Origin of the sequence: Blastococcus saxobsidens (assembly GCF_002938435.1) — a bacterium.
Lineage (GTDB): Bacteria > Actinomycetota > Actinomycetes > Mycobacteriales > Geodermatophilaceae > Blastococcus > Blastococcus saxobsidens.
This window is the reverse complement of the sequence record NZ_POQT01000029.1, coordinates 39,035-58,549: the sequence shown is the minus strand read 5'-3', so window position 1 is coordinate 58,549 and position 19,515 is coordinate 39,035. Positions and strand designations below refer to the sequence as shown.

The 19,515-nt window shown below is 71.3% G+C and carries 20 protein-coding genes and 1 pseudogene; 20 read left to right on the top strand and 1 reads right to left on the bottom strand.

Going from position 1 to position 19,515, the window contains the following annotated elements:
• Nucleotides 1–297: 297 nt before the first annotated feature.
• From C5507_RS16380 to C5507_RS16370, 3 genes are read left to right on the top strand one after another with little or no spacing between them, the layout of a single operon-like run.
• Nucleotides 298–456, top strand: coding sequence for a hypothetical protein (locus tag C5507_RS16380; RefSeq protein WP_207226013.1), 159 nt, complete (start codon nt 298–300; stop codon nt 454–456).
• Between the two features lie 20 nt (nt 457–476).
• Nucleotides 477–1,274 carry a hypothetical protein gene (locus tag C5507_RS16375; protein WP_104529577.1) on the top strand — a complete coding sequence of 266 codons (798 nt, stop codon included), beginning with the start codon at nt 477–479 and terminating at the stop codon, nt 1,272–1,274.
• Nucleotides 1,235–3,715: an RHS repeat domain-containing protein gene (locus C5507_RS16370; protein ID WP_104529576.1), complete on the top strand. Its 2,481-nt coding sequence runs from the start codon at nt 1,235–1,237 to the stop codon at nt 3,713–3,715. Before C5507_RS16375 ends, C5507_RS16370 begins: the two co-directional genes overlap by 40 nt.
• Nucleotides 3,716–5,014: 1,299 nt before the next feature.
• On the opposite strand, the pseudogene C5507_RS16365 reads toward C5507_RS16370, so the two are convergent.
• Nucleotides 5,015–6,684 (bottom strand): annotated as a pseudogene (locus tag C5507_RS16365) (IS1634 family transposase).
• A gap of 209 nt (nt 6,685–6,893) precedes the next feature.
• Here C5507_RS16365 and C5507_RS16360 point away from each other — a divergent pair.
• The 17 genes from C5507_RS16360 (at nt 6,894) to C5507_RS16280 (ending at nt 19,443) form a co-directional block, all read left to right on the top strand.
• Entirely contained in the window at nt 6,894–8,630 is a 1,737-nt protein-coding gene (locus C5507_RS16360) for a proline--tRNA ligase (protein ID WP_242611110.1), read from the top strand.
• 4 nt (nt 8,631–8,634) lie between these two features.
• The gene (locus C5507_RS16355) at nt 8,635–8,976 is read left to right on the top strand and encodes a ribonuclease E inhibitor RraB (RefSeq protein ID WP_104529574.1); all 342 of its coding nucleotides are present in this window, start codon (nt 8,635–8,637) and stop codon (nt 8,974–8,976) included.
• Between the two features lie 204 nt (nt 8,977–9,180).
• Complete coding sequence (gene rpsP / locus C5507_RS16350; protein ID WP_104529573.1) at nt 9,181–9,711, top strand: 30S ribosomal protein S16; 531 nt, start codon at nt 9,181–9,183, stop codon at nt 9,709–9,711.
• A gap of 3 nt (nt 9,712–9,714) precedes the next feature.
• Entirely contained in the window at nt 9,715–9,951 is a 237-nt protein-coding gene (locus C5507_RS16345; protein WP_104529572.1) for an RNA-binding protein, read from the top strand.
• A gap of 11 nt (nt 9,952–9,962) precedes the next feature.
• A complete protein-coding gene (rimM, locus tag C5507_RS16340) occupies nt 9,963–10,508 on the top strand; it encodes a ribosome maturation factor RimM (RefSeq protein WP_104529571.1) in 546 nt (181 codons plus the stop codon).
• The gene (trmD, locus tag C5507_RS16335; RefSeq protein WP_104529570.1) at nt 10,505–11,248 is read left to right on the top strand and encodes a tRNA (guanosine(37)-N1)-methyltransferase TrmD; all 744 of its coding nucleotides are present in this window, start codon (nt 10,505–10,507) and stop codon (nt 11,246–11,248) included. Before rimM ends, trmD begins: the two co-directional genes overlap by 4 nt.
• On the top strand, nt 11,241–11,741 hold the full coding sequence (locus tag C5507_RS16330; RefSeq protein ID WP_104529569.1) for an NUDIX hydrolase: 501 nt from the start codon (nt 11,241–11,243) through the stop codon (nt 11,739–11,741). Before trmD ends, C5507_RS16330 begins: the two co-directional genes overlap by 8 nt.
• A gap of 146 nt (nt 11,742–11,887) precedes the next feature.
• Nucleotides 11,888–12,244 (top strand): 50S ribosomal protein L19, encoded by a 357-nt coding sequence (gene rplS, locus C5507_RS16325; protein WP_104529568.1) that lies wholly within the window; start codon nt 11,888–11,890, stop codon nt 12,242–12,244.
• Between the two features lie 81 nt (nt 12,245–12,325).
• Nucleotides 12,326–13,276, top strand: a complete 951-nt coding sequence (lepB, locus tag C5507_RS16320; RefSeq protein ID WP_104529567.1) for a signal peptidase I — start codon at nt 12,326–12,328, stop codon at nt 13,274–13,276.
• 145 nt (nt 13,277–13,421) lie between these two features.
• Nucleotides 13,422–14,129: a LuxR C-terminal-related transcriptional regulator gene (locus C5507_RS16315; RefSeq protein WP_104529566.1), complete on the top strand. Its 708-nt coding sequence runs from the start codon at nt 13,422–13,424 to the stop codon at nt 14,127–14,129.
• An 82-nt stretch (nt 14,130–14,211) separates the two neighbouring features.
• Nucleotides 14,212–14,982, top strand: a complete 771-nt coding sequence (locus tag C5507_RS16310) for a ribonuclease HII (RefSeq protein WP_104529565.1) — start codon at nt 14,212–14,214, stop codon at nt 14,980–14,982.
• Entirely contained in the window at nt 14,979–15,299 is a 321-nt protein-coding gene (locus C5507_RS16305; RefSeq protein WP_104529564.1) for a DUF2469 domain-containing protein, read from the top strand. Before C5507_RS16310 ends, C5507_RS16305 begins: the two co-directional genes overlap by 4 nt.
• A 4-nt stretch (nt 15,300–15,303) precedes the next feature.
• Nucleotides 15,304–16,452, top strand: coding sequence for a hypothetical protein (locus tag C5507_RS16300; RefSeq protein WP_104529563.1), 1,149 nt, complete (start codon nt 15,304–15,306; stop codon nt 16,450–16,452).
• Nucleotides 16,453–16,554: 102 nt separating this feature from the next.
• Nucleotides 16,555–16,857, top strand: coding sequence for a hypothetical protein (locus C5507_RS16295; RefSeq protein WP_104529562.1), 303 nt, complete (start codon nt 16,555–16,557; stop codon nt 16,855–16,857).
• The gene (locus tag C5507_RS16290; protein WP_104529561.1) at nt 16,854–18,266 is read left to right on the top strand and encodes a WXG100 family type VII secretion target; all 1,413 of its coding nucleotides are present in this window, start codon (nt 16,854–16,856) and stop codon (nt 18,264–18,266) included. The genes C5507_RS16295 and C5507_RS16290 overlap by 4 nt, the downstream gene beginning before the upstream one ends.
• Nucleotides 18,267–18,283: 17 nt before the next feature.
• Nucleotides 18,284–18,871, top strand: a complete 588-nt coding sequence (locus C5507_RS16285) for a hypothetical protein (RefSeq protein ID WP_130504241.1) — start codon at nt 18,284–18,286, stop codon at nt 18,869–18,871.
• Nucleotides 18,856–19,443 carry a hypothetical protein gene (locus C5507_RS16280; protein ID WP_104529559.1) on the top strand — a complete coding sequence of 196 codons (588 nt, stop codon included), beginning with the start codon at nt 18,856–18,858 and terminating at the stop codon, nt 19,441–19,443. Before C5507_RS16285 ends, C5507_RS16280 begins: the two co-directional genes overlap by 16 nt.
• The last annotated feature ends 72 nt before the right edge of the window (nt 19,444–19,515 follow it).

Genomic DNA, 19,515 nt, shown 5'->3' with positions numbered 1-19,515 from the left:
CCGGCGGCGCCGGCTCGGCGGTCCTCGCCCCGGCGCGGGAACGCGGCGGCAGGCCGGCGCGCGGGTCGAGGCGCGGCGGCAGCGGGCGACCGGCGGGGTCGTCCTGCTGGTGGCGGTCTCGGCTCACGGGCACCTCGCTTCCGGGATCGGCCCCGCGACGGGGGTGTCGAGGCACCTCAGGGGTCGCTCGATGGTAGCCAGGCCGAGCTGCCGGGCGGGCCTTCCGACACGGAGCCCGCCGGGCCGGGGGTGCCGTTCCGGCGGATCCGCTGGTTGACTCATCCCATGGTCGAGCCAGTGCCTGAGCCGGAGCCGTTGATCGATCCTGACGAGGCGGCGCCCGACGACCCGGGCGAGCTCATGCCCGACACGCCGGACACGCTGCCGCCCCCGCCGATCGAGTCGACCCCCGACGACCCCGGTGGCGACCCGGGCGGCGTGCCCGAACCCGCCTGACGCGCCGGCGGGAACGTCGCGTGCGGCCGGGGTCCGGCCGCCGCTGCGCCGCCGCGGACGTGAACAGCTACGTCGCCGAGGGAGAGGCCATCACGGAGGGCGCCACGCTGACCTTCGTGCCTGGCACCGCCCCGACGCCCAGCACGTACGTGCTCACTGACCTGGACGGGGACAAGGTCACCTCCACTCGCGCCGATGGCGGCAACGGCCACCTCGACGGTGGCCTGTTCCGGATCACCAAGGTCGAGGCCATCCGCGGCAAGGCCGGCAGCACCGTCCTCAGCCCGGCGATCACGTCCGTCACCTACACCGCCGCCGGCAACCCGCGGCTGCTGCTGGCCCCGACCGACGCCGGCGCTGCCTGCACGGACCCGACCACCACTGCTCAGCCGGCCGGCTGCCGGGCGCTGGAGTTCCGCTACACCGGCACCGGTGCCGGCGAGCGGTTGGCCGGCGTCACGTTGTGGGCGCACGGCGCGGCAGTACCGACCGGTGGACTGGTTGACGGCGGCACGTTGGTCGCGGCGCAGCAGATCACGCTGGCGCAGTACGGGTACGACACCGCCGGCCGGCTGACCTCGGTCACCGACCCCCGCAGCAGCCAGCAGGTCACCTACACCTACCGCACCGACGGCGACTGGCGACCATCACCCCGGTCGGCGGCACGGCGACCTGGACGCTCGGCTACGACGACCGCCAGCTGCCGCGCCTCGCCTCGGCCACGCTGGACGACGGAGCCGACGGCCTGGCCGCTCAGCGCACGAGCATTCGCTACGACTTGCCCCTGGACGGCAGCAACGCCGCCCTGCCGTACCTGACGTCGGCGGAGGTGAAGCGCTGGGGTCAGAGCACCACCCCCACGGACATGACCGCGGTGTTCGGCCCCGACGTGGTGCCCGACCCCACTCCGACCGCCGGGCAGTGGCGCGGCGCCCAGCTGCTGGCACTGGACGTCAACGGCCGCGTGGTCAACACCGCGACCTTCGGCGGCACGATCGACCAGGACACCGGGGCCGACCAGGCGCCTGCGTGGCGGATCGGCGCGACCGAGTACGACGCCGAGGGGCGGGGCAATGTGGTCCGCCAGCTGTCCGCTGGGAACCGGGACCGCGCCCTGGCCGTCGGTGCCAAGGACGGTGTCGAAGCCGGCGCTCGACAAGCCAAACTGCTGGACACCGTCAACGTGTACTCCTCCGACGGCCTGGACCTGCTGCGCAGCTATCAGCCCGCCCGGTTGGTGACCGTTGCCGCCGGTGACCGGCAGGTCAGCGCCCGCACCCGCACCACGACCGTCTACGACACAGGGAACGAGGCGGGTCACCCGACGCCCGGCAAGTCCCTGCACCTGCCGGTTCGCACCACCGTCGATGCGGTCGAGATCCACGACGGCCTGCCCGCCGGGTCGACCGGCACCGACCCGGCGCTGCCCGCGCTGGACGGCCGGAGCCGCGTCACCACCCTGGAGTACGGCACGGAGAACGCCTGGAGGTTCGGCACCCCGACCGCGACCCGGGTCAACCCCGGTGGCGGCGGCGCCGACGTGATCACCCGGCAGGTGATCGACGAGCAGGGGCGCACCGTCTCCAGCACGCTTCCGTCGGGCGGTACCAGCACGACGACTGCGGCGACGACGGTGAAGGTCTACTACGCGGCCACCAGCACCGAGCCCGGCTGCGCCAAGGCGGAATGGGCCGGCTGGCTGTGCAAGAGCCGTTCCGGCGGCGCCCCGGACGTCGGGTTCGCGCTGCCCGCGACACACGTGACCGGCTATGACGTGTACGGCAACGTCACCCGCATCGTGGAGACCGGCGCCGGCGTGACCCGAACCGCGGACACCGCCTACGACGCGAGCGGGCGTGCCCGGCGCAGCGGGATGACCGGCAGCGGTACCGAGGTGGGTCAGGTGCGGCCGCAGGTGGAGACGACCTACACCGACGCCGGCCTGGTCGCCGAGACCCGGCTCGTGGGTGCCGACGGCGCAGCCGCCGGCACCGTGGCCGAGGGCACCGGTCCGATCGCCCGTACCTATGACGCCTACGGGCGGCTGGTGTCCTACACCGATGGCAGCGGTCTGGTCACGACCAACTCCTATGACTCGGTGGGCCGGCTGGTGCAGGTGGCCAACACCCACGGCACCCGCACCGTCGGCTACGACGGCGGCGGGGAGCGCGGCAGCCTGCCCACCAGCCTGGATGTGTCGGGGGTGGGTGTGTTCACCGCCCGGTACGGGGCCGACGGGAGCTTGGTGCGCGAGGGCCTGCCCGGCGGGTTGAGTGCGACGACGGTGCGGGATGCCGCGGGTGACTCCGTCAGCCTCACCTACGTCAAGACCGCCGCGGATGGCAGTACGAGTGAGTGGCTGAAGTCGACAGCCACGGTCAACGGCTTCGACCAGGTCGATGCCTACCAGACGGTGGCGGCCACCGGGCTGACGCGGACCAACCGCTACGGCTACGACGGCCTGGGTCGGCTGGTCACCGCGACCGACTGGTCGGCGCTGCAGACCAACGGCCAGCCGACGGGTGCTTCGTGCACGCGCCAATACACCTTCGACGTCAACAGCAACCGCACCGCACTGGCCCAGGCGGCCACCGCGGGTGCGCCGGCGGGCACCTGCCCGGCGACGGTGGCGGCGTCGGCCTCCTACGGCTACGACACCGCCGACCGGCTGAAGGTCGACGCTGCCCGGGGGACGTTGCGGTACGACGCGCTGGGTCGCACCCGGGTGCTGCCCTCGGTGGACACCATCGACGGCGGCGGTGACGTGGCGCTGGACTACTGGATCGACGATCTGGTCGCGAGCACGAGCCAGGGTGGGCGGAGCACGGTGTTCGGTCTGGACGCCGCCGCGCGGCGGGTGGTGCGCACCGACACCGACACCGCCGCTCCGGGTGTACGCCGCACGACCAGTTTCTACAGCGGGGACGATGACAACCCTGATGTGGTGCAGGAGCCGGACAACAGCTTCACCCGCAACATCACCTCATTCGGTGGGCTGGCAGCGGTGCAGACCCTGGCCGGCACCAGCGGGGCCACGGTGATCCTGCAACTGGCCAACCTGCACGGCGACATCGCCGCCACCGTCCCCGCCGACGCGACCAGCGCCGGCGACCTGCGGGTCACCGAGACCACCGAGTACGGCCTCCCGTGGGTCAAGCCGGCCGCCGGCACCACTCAGGCCCGCTACGGCTGGCTGGGCACCCACCAACGCGATGCCAGCGCCATCGGCGGCCTCACCCTGATGGGCGTCCGCCTCTAAGCACCCACCCTCGGCCGGTTCCTGAGCGTCGACCCAGTCGAAGGCGGCGGCGCCAACGCCTACAGCTACCCCACCGACCCCATCAATCTCTTCGACATCAATGGTGAATTTTGGGGGAAGCTGTTCGATCGCGCCTCTACTGTCCTGGGGGTTGCAGCCATGTTCGGCTGCGCTGCTTGCGCAGCCGTCTCTGCTGGAATCTCCCTAGCGCGCGGACTCTACAAGGTCAGCCGAGGGGATCGGTCCGGCTATATGGATATAGTTGGCGCCGCTAGTTTCGGTCTCGGCAAGGGCCTGGTGCGCGCAGGGCAGGCCATCCGCGCCTCTAAGATCGGCAAGGCCCCCAAGGGCATACGCGGCATGACGGACAAGAATCGCAATAAGCGGTCGGCTGCTGCGGCATGGCACCGCAAGTACGAGCGCAACGTGATTCAACGACACAGTCGAATTGATAGGGCATATGGTCTCTTCGCCACCGGGCACGCCGCGTACGGCGAGTACAAAGACTACCGAAGAAGGTCCCGCTGATGTGGTCGTGGGTCGAGGCGACGGACAAGCTCTTATCGAGGGCGCTGGTGAGGGTCGCTGGCGGCGGTGACACATGCGCCGGAAGGAAATCGGAGCTCCGTCCGCCGCCCAGTTGGTGGTCGCGTGAGGTTCTTGCGCCAATTTACCTTGGTTTGGCTGGCATCGTAGGTGTATTGCACTTCGTTCCAGTTTCGCAGCCTTGGGGCATCGGTACCTACCTACTACTGTCGTACTTCTTCAGTCTCGCAGTCTTTCATTTGATCGCCGCCTCAAGACCTTTTGAGAGGGCTGCAGGAACTGCGCATAGGGCTTACGTCTCGCGATTGGTGCTTTCGCTTCTGGTGCTGGTCGCGTCCCTAGCTCTGTTCTCGTTCCTGCTTCCCCGAGAATTGAGTCTGCTCTATAAGTAGCGTTGACTGTGATGACTCGACCAGGTCTGCGCGGCCACCCTAAGCCTGCCGAGCTTATTTGTGATCCGTCGGAGGTCGCCGAAACCGCCCGCGCGCATAACGAGCTCTTCGAGCGGGGGGTGAGAGTTAGGACGTGGCGAGGAGCCACCGACATAGCTTTGGGTGAGTCGCGCTTTTCTGGCGTACGTCGCCCCCCGTCAACGACCAGCGATGATTGCATCCTGCAGTGGGTTGTTTGCTGGGCGGATGTGCTCGCCGACCGGTCGCATGGTCGAGCCACTCTCGGAGCCGGATTCCCTGATCGATCCGAACGAGCCCGCGCCCGACGACCGTGGCGGAGTCTCGGAACTCCCGACTTTGATCATTTGCTTAGTGCGTGACTTCGGCCTGCGGTAGCGCATCGAGGATGGCCCGCTGGGCTGCGGGGACGGCGGGGTGGAACGTCTGGGTGGCGCCATTGATCGCGACGGTGGCGGAGCGCAGTGGCCGCAGCTGGCGGATGACGTTGCCGATCGCCAGGCCGGTGCGGTTCTGGACCTCACGGGCCACGGCCAGGGCGGTGAAGACGACCGTGAGGTGGGCCTCGATGGCGTCGCGGGTGTGGTGGAACATCGGCCTGGCCCGCAGATCGGTCTTGCTCATCCGGAACGATTGCTCGACCCGCCACAGGTCGTGGTAGCTGCCGATCACCTCGGCCGCGGGCATCACGGCGGCGGGGATGTTGGTGACGTAGCCCTTCAGCCCGACCAGGCTCTGCGCTCTGGCCAGTGCGGTCGCGTCCAGAGAGCGGGCACCGTTGCTGGTCTTGACGAACCGCGGCGTGCGGGCCGCGCGTTCGCCGTCGACGACCTCCCGCGCGCGGGTCTCCTGCAGGGCGAGGGTCTTGCGGTCCCGGGCTGCGCGTTTGGCCGAGTACGCCTACACCGCCCGCCACGACCCGGTGTGCTGCGTGGGGTCCCACACGGGTTCGGCGCGGCGCGCGGTGTCGTTCTCCCCGACCTTCCCGCCCCTGGCGCGGCCGGTCTTGGGGGTGATCGTGTCGATGACCTGGCCGTCGGTGAAGGCGTCGCCGTGCCAGTGGAAGTGGGACTCCAGATCCGCCGGCGCCCGGGTCACCCGCGAGCCGACGATGAACCGCACGTGCGCCTCGTCCAGCGCCTTCAGGTTCGCCGCCGACAGCATCCCGGCGTCGGCGGTGACCGCGAGGTCGGCCAGGCCGTGCCGCTCCCGGAACTGGGTGATGATCGGGATCAGCGTGCTGGTCTCGGCCTTGTTGCCCTCGAAGCAGCCGATCTCCAGCGGGAAGCCCTGACGGTCGACCAGTAGCCCGACCACGACCTGCGGGTCGACTCGCCGTTCCTTGGAGCAGCCGACTTTCCGCAGGCCGTCCTCATGTTCGGCCTCGAAGTAGAGCGTCGTCACGTCGTAGAGGCACAAGGTCAGATCCCCGACCGTGCTGGCGCGGGCGAAGCACGCCGCTGCGACCCGGTCCCGGTAGTTGCTCTTCACCGCCTTCCGCAGGGTGCGGTTCATCGTCGGGTAGCTGGCCGGCCGACGCCCCAGGTCGGTGAGCACCCGCCCCGCGTCCAGCAGTGATGTCGGTTCCACGATCCGGGCGATGACCAAGTCGCAGAACACCTCATCGGTGGCCGCAGTGAACCCCAGCGCGGTGACCACCCCAAGCAGGGCGTCGTACAGCAGCCGCGACCCGGTCGCCAGCACCCGGCCGCTGCTGTCCCGCGCAGCCGCCGACCGGCGAGCGGGTGGGGCCGGCACCGCCGGCAACACGCCCTGCCCGCCCGGGGCCCCGGCCAGCGGCAACACCCGCGGCGTGGGCTCGACCCCCAGATCCAGCACGCCTTGGGCCGGGTCGCCCAGCAGCTCCCGGGCCCGCTGCATCAACACCCCGAGCTCGGCATCGGTGTGCGCCGAACCCACGTGCTTGACGATCTCCTGTCGCCCGGCCCGGTACGCCGCAATCTGCACGGCCGTGGCCCCAGATGCGGTCCGCACCCGCCGGATGAACGCCACACCCCGACCCTAGGCCGACCCCGTTAGTGCGTGAGACCGCGCCGAGTCCAGACCGTTCCCGCAGCTCAGCGAGCTGCAGCCGAAATGATCATGCAGCCCTGATCAAAGTCAGGTCGGAACTCGCCCCAGCGATCGGCGCTGGTCGGCTCTCCGAATCCCGTGGACGCACATCCGCAGACGCCTGGGAGACTCCTCCCGTGCTGTTGCGGATGTCTTCTCTGTTCCTGCGGACCCTTCGGGACGACCCGGCCGACGCTGAGGTCGCCAGTCACCGCCTCCTGGCCCGTGCCGGCTACATCCGGCGGGCCGCCCCCGGCGGGTTCACCTGGCTGCCGCTGGGCTTCCGCGTGTTCCGCAACGTCGAGCGCATCATCCGCGAGGAGATGGACGCGATGGGCGCGCAGGAGGTGCACTTCCCCTCGCTGCTGCCCAAGGAGCCCTACGAGGCCACCGGCCGCTGGACGGAGTACGGCGACAACCTGTTCCGCCTCAAGGACCGGCGCGGCGTCGACCACCTGCTCGGCCCCACGCACGAGGAGATGTTCACGCTCCTGGTGAAGGACCTGTACTCGTCGTACAAGGACCTGCCGCTGTCGCTCTACCAGATCCAGACCAAGTTCCGGGACGAGGCGCGTCCCCGTGCCGGGCTGCTGCGCGGCCGCGAGTTCACGATGAAGGACAGCTACTCCTTCGACGTCGACGACGCCGGCCTGGACAAGTCCTACGCCGCCCACCGTGACGCCTACATCAAGATCTTCGACCGGCTCGGCCTGGAGTACGCCATCGTCTCGGCGATGTCCGGCGCCATGGGTGGATCCAGGAGCGAGGAGTTCCTGCACCCGACCGCGATCGGTGAGGACACCTTCGTCCGCTCGCCCGGCGGCTACGCGGCCAACGTCGAGGCCGTCACCACCGTCGTCCCCGACGAGATCTCGCTCGAGGGCCTCCCCGAGGCGCACGTCGAGGACACCCCCGACACCCCGACCATCGAGACCTTGGTCGCCGTCGCCGAGCAGTTGTTCCCCGACGCTGGCTACACCGCCGCCTCGACGCTGAAGAACGTCGTCGTCACCCTGGTGCACCCCGACGGCACCCGGGAGCCGCTGGTCATCGGCCTGCCCGGCAACCGCGAGGTCGACGCCAAGCGCCTGGAGGCGCAGGTCGCGCCCGCCGAGGTGGAGCCGTTCACCGAGTTCGACAAGCACCCCGCACTGGTCAAGGGCTACATCGGCCCGCAGGTGCTCGGCAGCGAGAGCGAGTCGGGCATCCGCTTCCTGGTCGACCCGCGGGTGGTCAGCGGCAGCCGCTGGATCACCGGCGCCAACGCCCCGGGCAAGCACGTCTTCGACCTGGTGGCCGGCCGCGACTTCACCTGGGACGGCGTCATCGAGGCCGCCGAGGTGCTCGCCGGTGATCCCGCGCCCGACGGTTCCGGCCCGCTGGAGCTCGCGCGCGGCGTGGAGATGGGCCACATCTTCCAGCTGGGCCGCAAGTACGCCGAGGCGCTGGATCTCAAGGTGCTCGACGAGAACGGCAAGCTCGTCACCGTCACCATGGGCTCCTACGGCATCGGGGTCTCCCGCGCGGTCGCGGCGATCGCCGAGTCCACCCACGACGAGCTGGGCCTGGTCTGGCCCCGCGAGGTCGCCCCGGCCGACGTGCACGTCGTCGCCACCGGCAAGGACGCCGCGATCTTCGAAGCCGCCGAGTCGCTGGCGCAGGAGCTCGTGGGGCAGGGCCTCACCGTGCTCTACGACGACCGGCCGAAGGTGTCTCCCGGCGTGAAGTTCAAGGACGCCGAGCTGCTCGGGATGCCGACGATCGTCACGGTCGGCCGCGGCCTCGCCGACGGCGTCCTGGAGCTGCGCGACCGGAGGACCGGCGAGCGCGAGGAGATCCCGGTCGGCGACGCCGCCGCGCGGGTCGTCGCCGCGGTCCGGTGCTGAGGACGTGCCCCGGGACGTCGAGGAGCAGGTGGTACTGAGCGTCCAGCTGGTCGAGCAGCGCCTCAGCCTCGGCGACCGGGTGCACGAGCCGCGGCCGATCGACCAGCTCGCCGGGTTCCGCACGCGCAAGGCCGCCGAGGCAGCGGCCGACGAGCTCGTCGCCGCCGGCTACCGGATCGACGGTCTGTACCGCCGGTTGCTCACCGTGTGGCTTGAGTTCAGCGCCATGACCGCCGTCGACTCCGCCACGGCCGAGGCCTTCACCCGCGAGGTCGTCGGCATCGTGGAGCGGCACGGCGGCACCTACGACGGCTGGGGTGGCTTCCTGGTGGCCGCCGACGACTAGCTTTTCGGCCCCGTCCAGAGGCTCGCGCCCGAGCTCGCGAGGGCGGGAGGAGGACGGGGTCCTCTTTCTGGCACAATGGCTGGTCGAACACGTCGGGTGCGGCCCTCTCACCATGCCCGCGCGTGTCCATGGCTCCGCCCCGGCGTAACCCCACACGTCGCCCGGCGAGCAACCACACAGCTTTCGAGGAGAACACCACACACCGTGGCCACCAAGATCAAGCTCATGCGCCTGGGCAAGATGCGCGCGCCGTACTACCGCATCGTCGTCGCCGACGCCCGCACCAAGCGTGACGGCCGCTCGATCGAGACGATCGGCAAGTACCACCCCAAGGAGGACCCCTCCTACATCGAGGTCGACTCCGAGCGGGCGCAGTACTGGCTGGGTGTCGGCGCGCAGCCGACCGAGGCCGTCGCCGCCATCTTCCGCGTGACCGGCGACTGGCAGAAGTTCAAGGGCGAGGCCGCGCCGCCGCCCATGCGCGTCGCCGAGCCCAAGCCGGACAAGAAGGCCCTCTACGAGGCCGCCGTCCGAGCGGGCATGGACGAGCCGACCACCGAGGCGACCACCGCCAAGAAGAAGGCCGCCCCGAAGAAGGCCGCTGCCGAGGCGCCCGCCGAGACCCCGGCCGAGGCGCCCGCCGAGACCCCGGCCGAGGCTCCCGCTGAGGCTCCGGCCGCCGACGCCGCGCCCGAGGCTCCGGCCGCGGACGCCGCAGAGAAGCCGGCCGAGTAAGACGTGCTCGAAGAAGCGCTCGAGCACCTGGTCAGGGGCATCGTCGACAACCCCGACGACGTCACCGTCGACCTGCTCACCAACCGCCGCGGCAAGACCCTCGAGATCCGGGTGCACCCCGACGACCTCGGCAAGGTCATCGGCCGTGGCGGGCGCACCGCCAAGGCGCTGCGCCAGGTGATGACCGGCGTCGGCGGACGCGGCCTGCGGGTCGACGTCGTCGACACCGACGGGCGCTGAGCACGAGCTCTTTGAACGCACAGCACGAACCCACCGACACCGTGGTGGTCGGCCGTATCGGCCGGCCCCACGGTGTCCGTGGTCTGGCCACCGTCGAGGTCCGCACCGACGACCCCGACCTCCGCTTCGCCCCGGGCGCGGTGCTGCTCACCGATCCGCCCGAGCGCGGGCCGCTGACCGTCGTCGACAAGCGGTGGCACAGCGGCACCCTCCTGCTGCAGCTGGCCGGCCCGTCCGGCGAGGCCTACGAGCTCCGCGAGACGGTCGACGAGCTGCGCAACACCCTCCTGCTCGTCCCGATCGCGGACCTGCCGGAGATCGAGGAGCCCGACTCCTTCTACGACCACCAGCTGGTCGGCCTCACCGCCCGCCTGCCCGACGAGTCGGTCATCGGCGAGGTCACCGCCGTCCGGCACGAGGCGCAGGACCTGCTCGTCGTGCGCCGCAGCGAGGGCGGCGAGGCGCTGATCCCGTTCGTCTCCGCCATCGTCCCCACGGTCGACGTCGCCGGCGGCTTCCTGGTCGTGGACCCGCCCGAGGGGCTGCTCGACCTGTGAGCGGGCCGTTCCGCATCGACGTCGTCACGATCTTCCCCGAGTACCTGGCGCCGCTGCGCCAGTCGCTACTGGGCAAGGCCATCGAGCGCGGCCTGGTCAGCGTCGGCGTGCACGACCTGCGGCAGTGGACCGACGACGTGCACCGCACCGTCGACGACGCCCCCTACGGCGGCGGTCCCGGCATGGTCATGAAGCCCGAGCCGTGGGGCCAGGCGCTCGACGCCGTCCGCCCGCCCGGCACCCGGCTGGTCGTGCCCACGCCCGCCGGCCGGCCCTTCACCCACGCGATGGCCGTGGAGTGGGCCGCCGAGCCCGGCCTGGTCTTCGCCTGCGGCCGCTACGAGGGCATCGACCAGCGGGTCGCGGACTGGGCCGCCGAGGCCGGGCCGGTGTCGGAGGTGTCGATCGGCGACTACGTGCTCGCCGGCGGGGAGTCCGCGGTGCTGGTGATGACCGAGGCCGTCACCCGGCTCATCCCGGGCGTCCTGGGCAACCGGGAGTCCGCGGAGTTCGACTCGCACGCCGACGGCCTGCTCGAGGGCCCGTCCTACACCCGGCCGGTCACCTGGCGCGGCCACGAGGTGCCGCCGGTGCTGCTGTCGGGCAACCACGCCGCGATCGAGCGGTGGCGGCGCGCGGAGTCGCTGCGGCGCACCGCGACCCGGCGTCCCGACCTGCTCGCTGCCCTGCCCGAGGACGCGCTCACCGACGCCGACCGGGCGGTCCTCTCCGGTGACTGACCGGCCGGTCCAGCGGACGACGGCGCGGGTCGTCGTCCTCGACCCGGCCGGCCGCGTGGTGCTGCTCGGCGCCCGGCTGCCCGACCCGTCGGTCCCGCCGGGGGAGGTGCTGTTCTGGTACACGCCCGGCGGGGGAGTGGAGGACGGCGAGACGCTGCGCGGGGCGGGAGTCCGCGAGCTGGCCGAGGAGATCGGGCTCGTCGTGGACCCCGCCGCCCTGGAGGGGCCGGTCTGGCTGCGCCGGCACGTGGGCGCCTTCGGCGACCAGGTCTACGACACCCGCGAGACGTTCTTCGTCCTGCGCGACGTCGTCCACGAGGTCGTCCCCGGCGCGCTCACCGAGCTGGAGGTCCTCGCCGACGAGCCGCACCGCTGGTGGTCGGCCGAGGAGATCGCGGCCAGCGCCGAGGTCTTCGTGCCCGGCGACCTGCCGGCGCTGCTGGCCGAGCTGCAGGGCGGCCCGTGGACGGGGCCGCCGCGCGTCGTCGGCTGAGGATGTGGCACAGTAGAGAGCTGCTGCTGACCGACGGCCCGGCCGTCGGGAGCTCCGCACCGGAGCCGCAGCTCCCCGGAACGGACAGCCGGGGCGTTCCGCTGTCCGCACCGAGAACGACCACCTGAGACTTGAGGACTGCCGAGATGAACACCCTGGACGCACTCGACGCCGACTCGTTGCGTGACGACATCCCCTCGTTCCGCCCGGGTGACACCGTCAAGGTGCACGTCCGGGTCGTCGAGGGCAACCGCTCGCGCATCCAGGTCTTCCAGGGCGTCGTCATCCGCCGTCAGGGCGGCGGCATCCGCGAGACCTTCACCGTGCGCAAGGTGAGCTTCGGCGTCGGCGTGGAGCGCACCTTCCCGGTGCACACCCCGGTCGTGGAGAAGATCGAGGTGCTCACCCGCGGTGACGTGCGGCGCGCCAAGCTGTACTACCTGCGCGAGCTGCGCGGCAAGGCCGCCAAGATCAAGGAGAAGCGCGAGCCGGTCGCTCGCTGATCTCCCTGCGCGGACACGCGTGACAGCCGGTGCGGACCGGCTGGAACTCGGCGGGTCCCCTGCGCCGTACGCTGGCTCTCGATGAGCAGCGACCGGCCCGGGGGGCCCGCCGACGTCGTCCCGGGGGAACCGGGCGAGCCCGACCCGCAGCGAGCAGGGAACGCCGATGCCGAGTCGGCCCGCCGGCGTCGCCGTGAGGACAAGAAGAAGGGCTCGCTGCTGCGCGAGCTGCCGATCCTGCTGCTGATCGCCTTCGTCCTGGCCCTGGTGGTCAAGACCTTCTTCGTGCAGGCGTTCTTCATCCCGTCGGGGTCGATGGAGCAGACGCTGCACGGCTGCACCGGCTGCACCGGCGACCGGGTGCTGGTGAACAAGGTGCCCTACTGGTTCGGCGAGCCGGATCCGGGCGACATCGTCGTCTTCCGGGGGCCGGAGACCTGGACGCCGGAGATCACCGTCGAGGAGCCGTCCAACTGGTTCACCGGGGCCCTGCTCTGGGTCGGCCGCACGCTGGGCGTCGCGCCGCCGAGCGAGGACGACTTCGTCAAGCGGGTCATCGCCACCGAGGGCCAGACCGTGCAGTGCTGCGACGTCGAGGGCCGGGTCACGGTGGACGACCAGCCGCTGGACGAGTCCTACATCTTCGAGAACACCCCGATCGAGCAGCGCTCCTTCGGGCCCGTGACGGTTCCCGAGGGTCGGCTGTGGGTCATGGGTGACCACCGGTCGGCCTCGGCCGACTCCAAGGCCCACATGGGGGACGAGTACGCCGGCACCATCGCGGTGGACGACGTGATCGGCAAGGCGTCCCTGATCGTCTGGCCGATCGATCGCTTCGGCACCCTCGACGACCCCGACATCCAGGGGATGGAGGCGGCCGGCGCACCCGCGGCGCCGGTCGGTGGGCCGGGGTCACCGGTGGGTGCGGTCGCGGCCCTGCCGTACGCCGTCGGCCTGGCCGGTGCGGTCCCGCTGACCGCCTGGCGACGCCGGCGCCGCGAGCGCGACTGGGCAACGCATTCCCGGCAATGATTTCCCGGCGACTCCTGTGACTGGCAGAACGCTCAACCAGGTGTCGCCCTAACGGCAGAAGAAATTGCCGGAAAGCATTCAAGCAACCGTTTCACCCATCCGATGGAGACATTGCACGTTCCCGGAGAGTGAAACGGAGTTCATTGTGTCTGCACCTGTGGCGAGCACCGCCCGCGGGGTCACCCGCGTGCTCCTCCTCGCCGACGCGCCCGTCCTGCGTCGGGGGCTGGTCAGCATGATCAACGAGACCGCCGGCATGCAGTCCGTCGGCAGCCCCGGTGAACTGCGGCGTGCTCTCACGCTGGCCGAGTCCGCCCGCCCCGACGCCGTCGTGGTCGAGCTGGGCCCGGGCCGCGCGGCGACCCTCAACGCCTGCCGCGACCTGCGCCGCCGCTTCCCGCGCGTGGCGATCATCGCCCTGGCCACCTCGGAGGAACCGGCCGTGGTCAACGAGGCCCTGGCCGCCGGCATCCGCGGCTACCTGATGCTCAACACCTCGCCGACCCTGCTCGGGTGGGCGATCCTCGCCGCCCGCGCCGGCCGTACCGTCGTCGACCCGCAGATCCGCCGGGTCGAGCCGTCCGACGTCCCCGCCGCCAAGCCGTTCACGCCCGAGGTGCCGTTGACCCGGCGCGAGCAGGACGTCCTCGACGAGCTGCTGCAGGGCCAGTCCAACCGCCAGATCGGCCGCAACCTGTTCATCAGCGAGGACACCGTCAAGAGCCACGTCAAGGCCATCCTGCGCAAGCTGGGTGCCCGCGACCGGGCGCACGCGGTCTCCCTGGTGCTGTCCAACCGCGGCCCGGGCTGCACCTGCGGGGCGCACGCCCTCCAGGCGCCCGCCGACATCTGAGCCTGCTCTCCGGCACCTCGGGCCGGCCCCTCATCGGGGGCCGGCCCGTCGTGCGTCCGGGGCGTCGTACTGTCGTGCCGCCATGGCTGTTCGTCCCACCCACACCCGCTCGGCACCGGCCCGGCGCGTACCGGCCGTCGACAGGCCCGACGCGCTCTGGGACATGGAGCGCACGCTGCGCCGTCGCGGCTTCGAGTCGATCGCCGGCGCCGACGAGGCCGGGCGCGGTGCGTGCGCCGGGCCGCTCGTGGCCGCGGCCTGCATCCTCCCGGCCGGCAAGCGGGGGCGGGTCCCCGGGCTGGCCGACTCCAAGCTGCTCACCGCCGCCACCCGCGAGCGGGTCTACGACGAGATCGTGGCGCGCGCGGTCTCCTGGTCGGTCGTCGTGCTGCCGGTGGAGGACCTCGACGCGCGGGGCATGCACGTCACCAACATCGAGGCGCTGCGTCGCGCCGTCTCCATGCTGGACCCGGGGCCGGACTACGTGCTGACCGACGGCTTCCCCGTGCCGGGGCTCGCGCGACCGGGGCTCGCGGTGTGGAAGGGCGACCGGGTCGCCGCCTGCGTCGCCGCCGCGTCCGTGCTGGCCAAGGTGACGCGTGACCGGATCATGCTGGACGTGCACGAGCGCTGGCCCGAGTACGACTTCGCCGGGCACAAGGGCTACATCACCGACGTCCACACCGCGGCGCTGGAGCGGCACGGGCCCTGCCCCGAGCACCGGATGCGCTTCGTGAACGTGCGCAACGCCCGCGACTTGTACACAGCCCGGGTGACCGGTTCCGGGGTCATGGTCGATGATGGGGCCATGCGCCCTGAGTCCCGAGCCCTGACGAGCACCGAGGACCGATGAGCACCGAGGACCTCGAGAAGTACGAGACCGAGATGGAGCTGCAGCTCTATCGCGAGTACCGGGACATCGTCCGGCAGTTCACCTACGTGGTGGAGACCGAGCGCCGGTTCTACCTCGCCAACTCCGTCGACCTGCAGGTGCGGGAGGCCGGGGGCGAGATCTACTTCGAGCTGAAGCTCTCCGACGCCTGGGTGTGGGACATGTACCGCCCGGCCCGGTTCGTCCGCAACGTGCGGGTGCTGACGTTCAAGGACGTCAACGTGGAGGAGCTCGACAAGCCCGACCTCGAGCTGCCCGAAGGCCCTCGGCTCCCGTAGCCGGATGCGATCGTTCCCACCCGGCCTCGTCGTCGAGCACCCCGATTCCTGGGCCTACCTCCCCGCGGACTGGGAGCAGCAGGGTTCGTGGCGGGAGGCCATCCGCCACATCGACCGCTTCGCGACGGCCCGCGCTCGCGCCAGGGGCTTCACGAGGTGGTGGGTCCCGCTGCTGAGGGACACCGTCGACGTCGGGTGCGTGGGCGTCTTCCTCCGGGCGCCCTACGGACTGCTCGATCGGCCGCCGGCGGCCGTACGGCTCAGCCGGCACGAGCACGACCGGGCTCTGCCCTCGGCGCAGGCGATCGACGAGGTGCTGCGCGACCATCCTGGGTCGGACGGCGTGCAGCTGGCTCCTCCTCGGATCGAGCCGGTCCCGGGCTCCCGCCTCGGAGGGGTGCGCCTGCGGCAGCAGGTGGGCGTCGGGCGCCGGAGGAAGGTGCAGGAGCACGTCCGGTGGCTCGTACCCGTGACGGGCGTGGTGTGGGTCCTGTCCACCTCGTTCACCGACCCGTTCGAGGACGTGGATGGTCTGCTTCCGGAGATCGATGCGCTGGCGAACGGCATGCGCGATCCCATGCGGAACGCCGACGTGCCCTTCGTGGTCCTCCGCCCGGGTGTTCCGGAGATGAATGCCGGCAGCCGCTACGTCGCCAGGAACGTCGAAAACTGCTCCCTCGCGATCGACCGGCAGAACTCCCAGGTCACCTGGGTCGACGACGCCTTCCGGCAAGGTTGCGTCCAGCTGCCGCTGGGACCTGGTAGCGGAGAGGTGGCGGGGCTGCTGCGGGCGACCTTCCCGCCGATCAAGGCAGCACATCCGCGGTATCCCGATGTCTGGCGGTTGATGCTCGTCGACGGGGACGGCCACGTGCTCGCCCGCAGTGCGCCGCAGCGGCTGCAGTGGCGCGACACCATGTGGCCGGTCGAGTCGCTGGAGACCAGCGGCCTCCCCGTGCACGACCGGCGGTTCCGCAGCACGCGGCACATGCAGAAGGCGCACCCAGGGGCCGCACCGCTGTGGATGTTCACCGGCGGTATTCCGATGATGCTGTTCTGGGCGCTGGTCGCACACGTCCTGCTGCTCGTCGTCGGTGGCCTCGTGACCGGTGATCCCATCTGGTCGGACTGGTCGGGCTTCTTCGGTCGCTGACTCGCGCACCTGACGGTTGTCCACAGGCGGCCATCGCATGGCCGACTCCTCCTCCCGGAAACGATTACGTTCCGCCACGACGGACGAGGAGGTGGTACGGGCGTGGCGGACATCGAGGTCGATCTCCCCCTGCTCCGCGAGACCGCGGGTGGTCTCGGGATGCTCATGCACGAGTTCCAGCGGTCGGCGGACATCGTCGCGGACGCGGAGCCGGCGATCGGCCGGAACGCGCTGCTCGACGAGGTGCGCGAGTTCGTCGACGAGTGGACGTGCAACCGCGAGAAGCTCCTGGCGTCCCTGCAGGCGGTCTACGAGGCCGCGACACAGAGCCATGACGCCTACGTGCAGGTCGACAACGAGCTGGCTCACGCGATCCAGACCGCGACCGAGAGCTGTTCACCGTGACCGCCACCCCGGTGGCGCCGGCATCGTTCGAGCCGCTCGACCACCGCAACGGCGTGCCGGGCGATCCCGAAGAGCTCGCCACCCTGTCCCGACGCTACGCCGACACGGCGGCGGAGATCGAGGCGCAGGCGGCCAATCTGGCGCAGCTGACCTCCCGTTCCCAGGAGGCGTGGAAGAGCCAGGCGGGCGACAACTTCGTCGAGGTCGCGGGCGACCTCGCCGAGCGCATCGGCCGGGCCCGAGCCCGGTACGACGCCGCCGCGGACGCCCTGATGTTCTTCGCCACCGCTCTGGAGGGGGTGCAGACCGAGGCGTACGACGCGGTGCGCCGAGCGCAGGCGGCCGAGGACGCCCGGCGGGCTCTGCAGTACGGCGCGCCGGTCGCGCCCACGCCCGGCGCGACGCGCGAGCAGCTCCTCGCCGCCGACGAGGAGATGCGGGCCCACGACCGGGCGGTGGCCGCGGCGGCGGACGACCTGGCCGCCGCACGCCGGGACTACCTCGTCGCGGTCGAGGCGTACGGGCGGGCCGCGAGGACCGCGGCGGAGGTCCTGAGCGCTGGGCGCAGTGGGGACGAACTGGCCGACGACTGGTGGGACGAGAACGCCGGATGGATCGACGTCGTCCTCGATGCCGTCTCCGCCGTTGCGCTCGCGCTGGTGATCGTCGCCGTCATCATCGCCGTCGTCCTCGGTCCCGGGATCGCACTCGTCGGGATCCTCATGGCCACGAGCAGCCTCCTGAGCCTCCTGTCGGCGAGCGTGCGCCTCGACCTGTGGGCCAGTGGCAACGGTTCCTTCGAGGACGTCCTCTGGGACCTCGCGGGCGCGGCGACGTTCGGTCTCGGCAAGGGCGTCGCGGTGGGTGCGCAAGGGATGCTCGAGGTGACGTCGCGCGTCGGGGGACGCGTCGGGTCGGCCCGCGCGGGCCGGCAGGCGTTCACGGCCGCCGGCCGCTCGCCGCTGCTGTTCGACCTCGGACGACTGCCCGGCGTCCGTCCGCTGCTCGAGCTGTCGCCGGGTCTGCATGCGACCTTCGCGGCCGCGGACACAGCGGCCCTCAAGGCCCAAGCCCTGGTGACGAGTGCCTCGCAGACGTCCAGCACCGGCCTCACCCGCGCGGTCTCGTTCGCGGACGACGACATCGCGGAAGCCCTGTCCGCGATCCACCGCATCCGTCAGGCGGGCGGCGGAGGTGCTCAGCTCGGCGCGCTGACCCTCCTCGCCGACACGATGGTCGTCGGGACCGTGACCGTCCCCAACGCCGTGATCATCGGCAGGACCGGTTGGGGACTCCACGACAGCGTTCTCGTCGATCCGTCGTCAGCCATGGACCAGGTGGCGGTGGACCGGGCGAACCGGGCCCTCATCGTCGACCGGTGGTCCATGCCGCTGGGGCGTGTGCCGTGACGGCTCCCGTCGCCACGGTGACCGACTTCAGGATCCTGCTGCCACCGGGCTGGGCGCGCCTGCCCCTGGACTCACGAGCCCCGCTCCGGGTCAAGAACCTCGTCGCCGAACGGTTGCAGGCCGTGCCGGCGCACCGGCGAGCCGAGCTGCGGAGTCGGCTGACCCGGGAGCTCACCGCGGCGCTGGAGACGGCGGCGCGGCAGGGCGGGATCGACGTCCTGCTGAGCATCGACCCGGTCGCCGGCCGTCCGGTGCCGGCGTCCGGACTGGTCACGCACGTGCGCCGGCGAGCAGACGCCGGTTCCCTGGAGGGGCTGCTCCGCGCGCTGGGAAGCGCAGGGAGAGGCGTGCGCGAGCTCGGACTCGTGGACGTCGCAGGCGGCCCGGCCGCACGGCGCCTGACGTCCCGGGAGGAACGGGTGCCCGAGGAGGGTGGTTCGTCCGGCGGAGAGCTGACCGTGACGCAGGTGGACTACGTCGTGCCGGTGCCAGGAACCGACGGGCTGCTCCTGCTCACCTTCTGCACGCCCGTGGAGCAGCTGGCGCCGCCGCTGGTGAAGCTCTTCGACGTCATGGCCGGGAGCCTGCGGTGGGTGTTGACCTGACCGACGGGCCGCCGGACATCGTCGTGGACTTCTCCGCGGCGTGGACCCGAGTGCTCCCGGACGACGACATCGCGGGCTGGGCTCGCGCCGCGGCCGAGCGGACCTGGGCACTCTCCGGGGTGCAACCCTCTGCGCTCGACGCCGAGATGCTGGCAGCCGAATACACGGTCCTGGCGAGAGTGGCTCTCACGACGCCCTGCTTCGGTGCCTTCGTGTTCTGCCCCGAGCCGTCACGAGGCCCGCGCGCCTGCGTGCGCCTGATCGGGCTGCGCCACCCGGCGGGAGTGGAGGACAGGACCCTCATCGACCAGTTCCTGCTCCCGGCCGAGCGACAGCTGCTGTCGCCGCAGGTGGAGCAGGCGACCGACGCCGGGCTGCGCCGCATCCGCATCCGGCAGCGCGCCTGGTCGGCCGACACCGGCAAGGTGTCCGACCACATCGCCTACGTCTTCCCGGGCGACGAGGGCGCGTGGGCGTTGACCACGTCGCTGCCCGATCCGCGCGAAACCGAGTTGCTGCTCTCCGACCTCGACGAGCTCGCGGCGGGCGTCCGGCTGCAGGGCGCGCGATGAGGGTCGCGGCGTCCGTTCTCCACACGCATCATCACTGTCCACAGATGCCGGTGAAGCCTTCGCGGTGATCGT

Coding starts and splice junctions, on each gene's coding strand:
- C5507_RS16300 (WP_104529563.1), top strand. CDS start 15,304: ATGCGATCGTTCCCACCCGGCCTCGTCGTCGAGCACCCCGATTCCTGG.
- lepB (WP_104529567.1), top strand. CDS start 12,326: ATGAGCAGCGACCGGCCCGGGGGGCCCGCCGACGTCGTCCCGGGGGAA.
- C5507_RS16310 (WP_104529565.1), top strand. CDS start 14,212: ATGGCTGTTCGTCCCACCCACACCCGCTCGGCACCGGCCCGGCGCGTA.
- C5507_RS16360 (WP_242611110.1), top strand. CDS start 6,894: ATGTCTTCTCTGTTCCTGCGGACCCTTCGGGACGACCCGGCCGACGCT.
- rplS (WP_104529568.1), top strand. CDS start 11,888: ATGAACACCCTGGACGCACTCGACGCCGACTCGTTGCGTGACGACATC.
- C5507_RS16305 (WP_104529564.1), top strand. CDS start 14,979: ATGAGCACCGAGGACCTCGAGAAGTACGAGACCGAGATGGAGCTGCAG.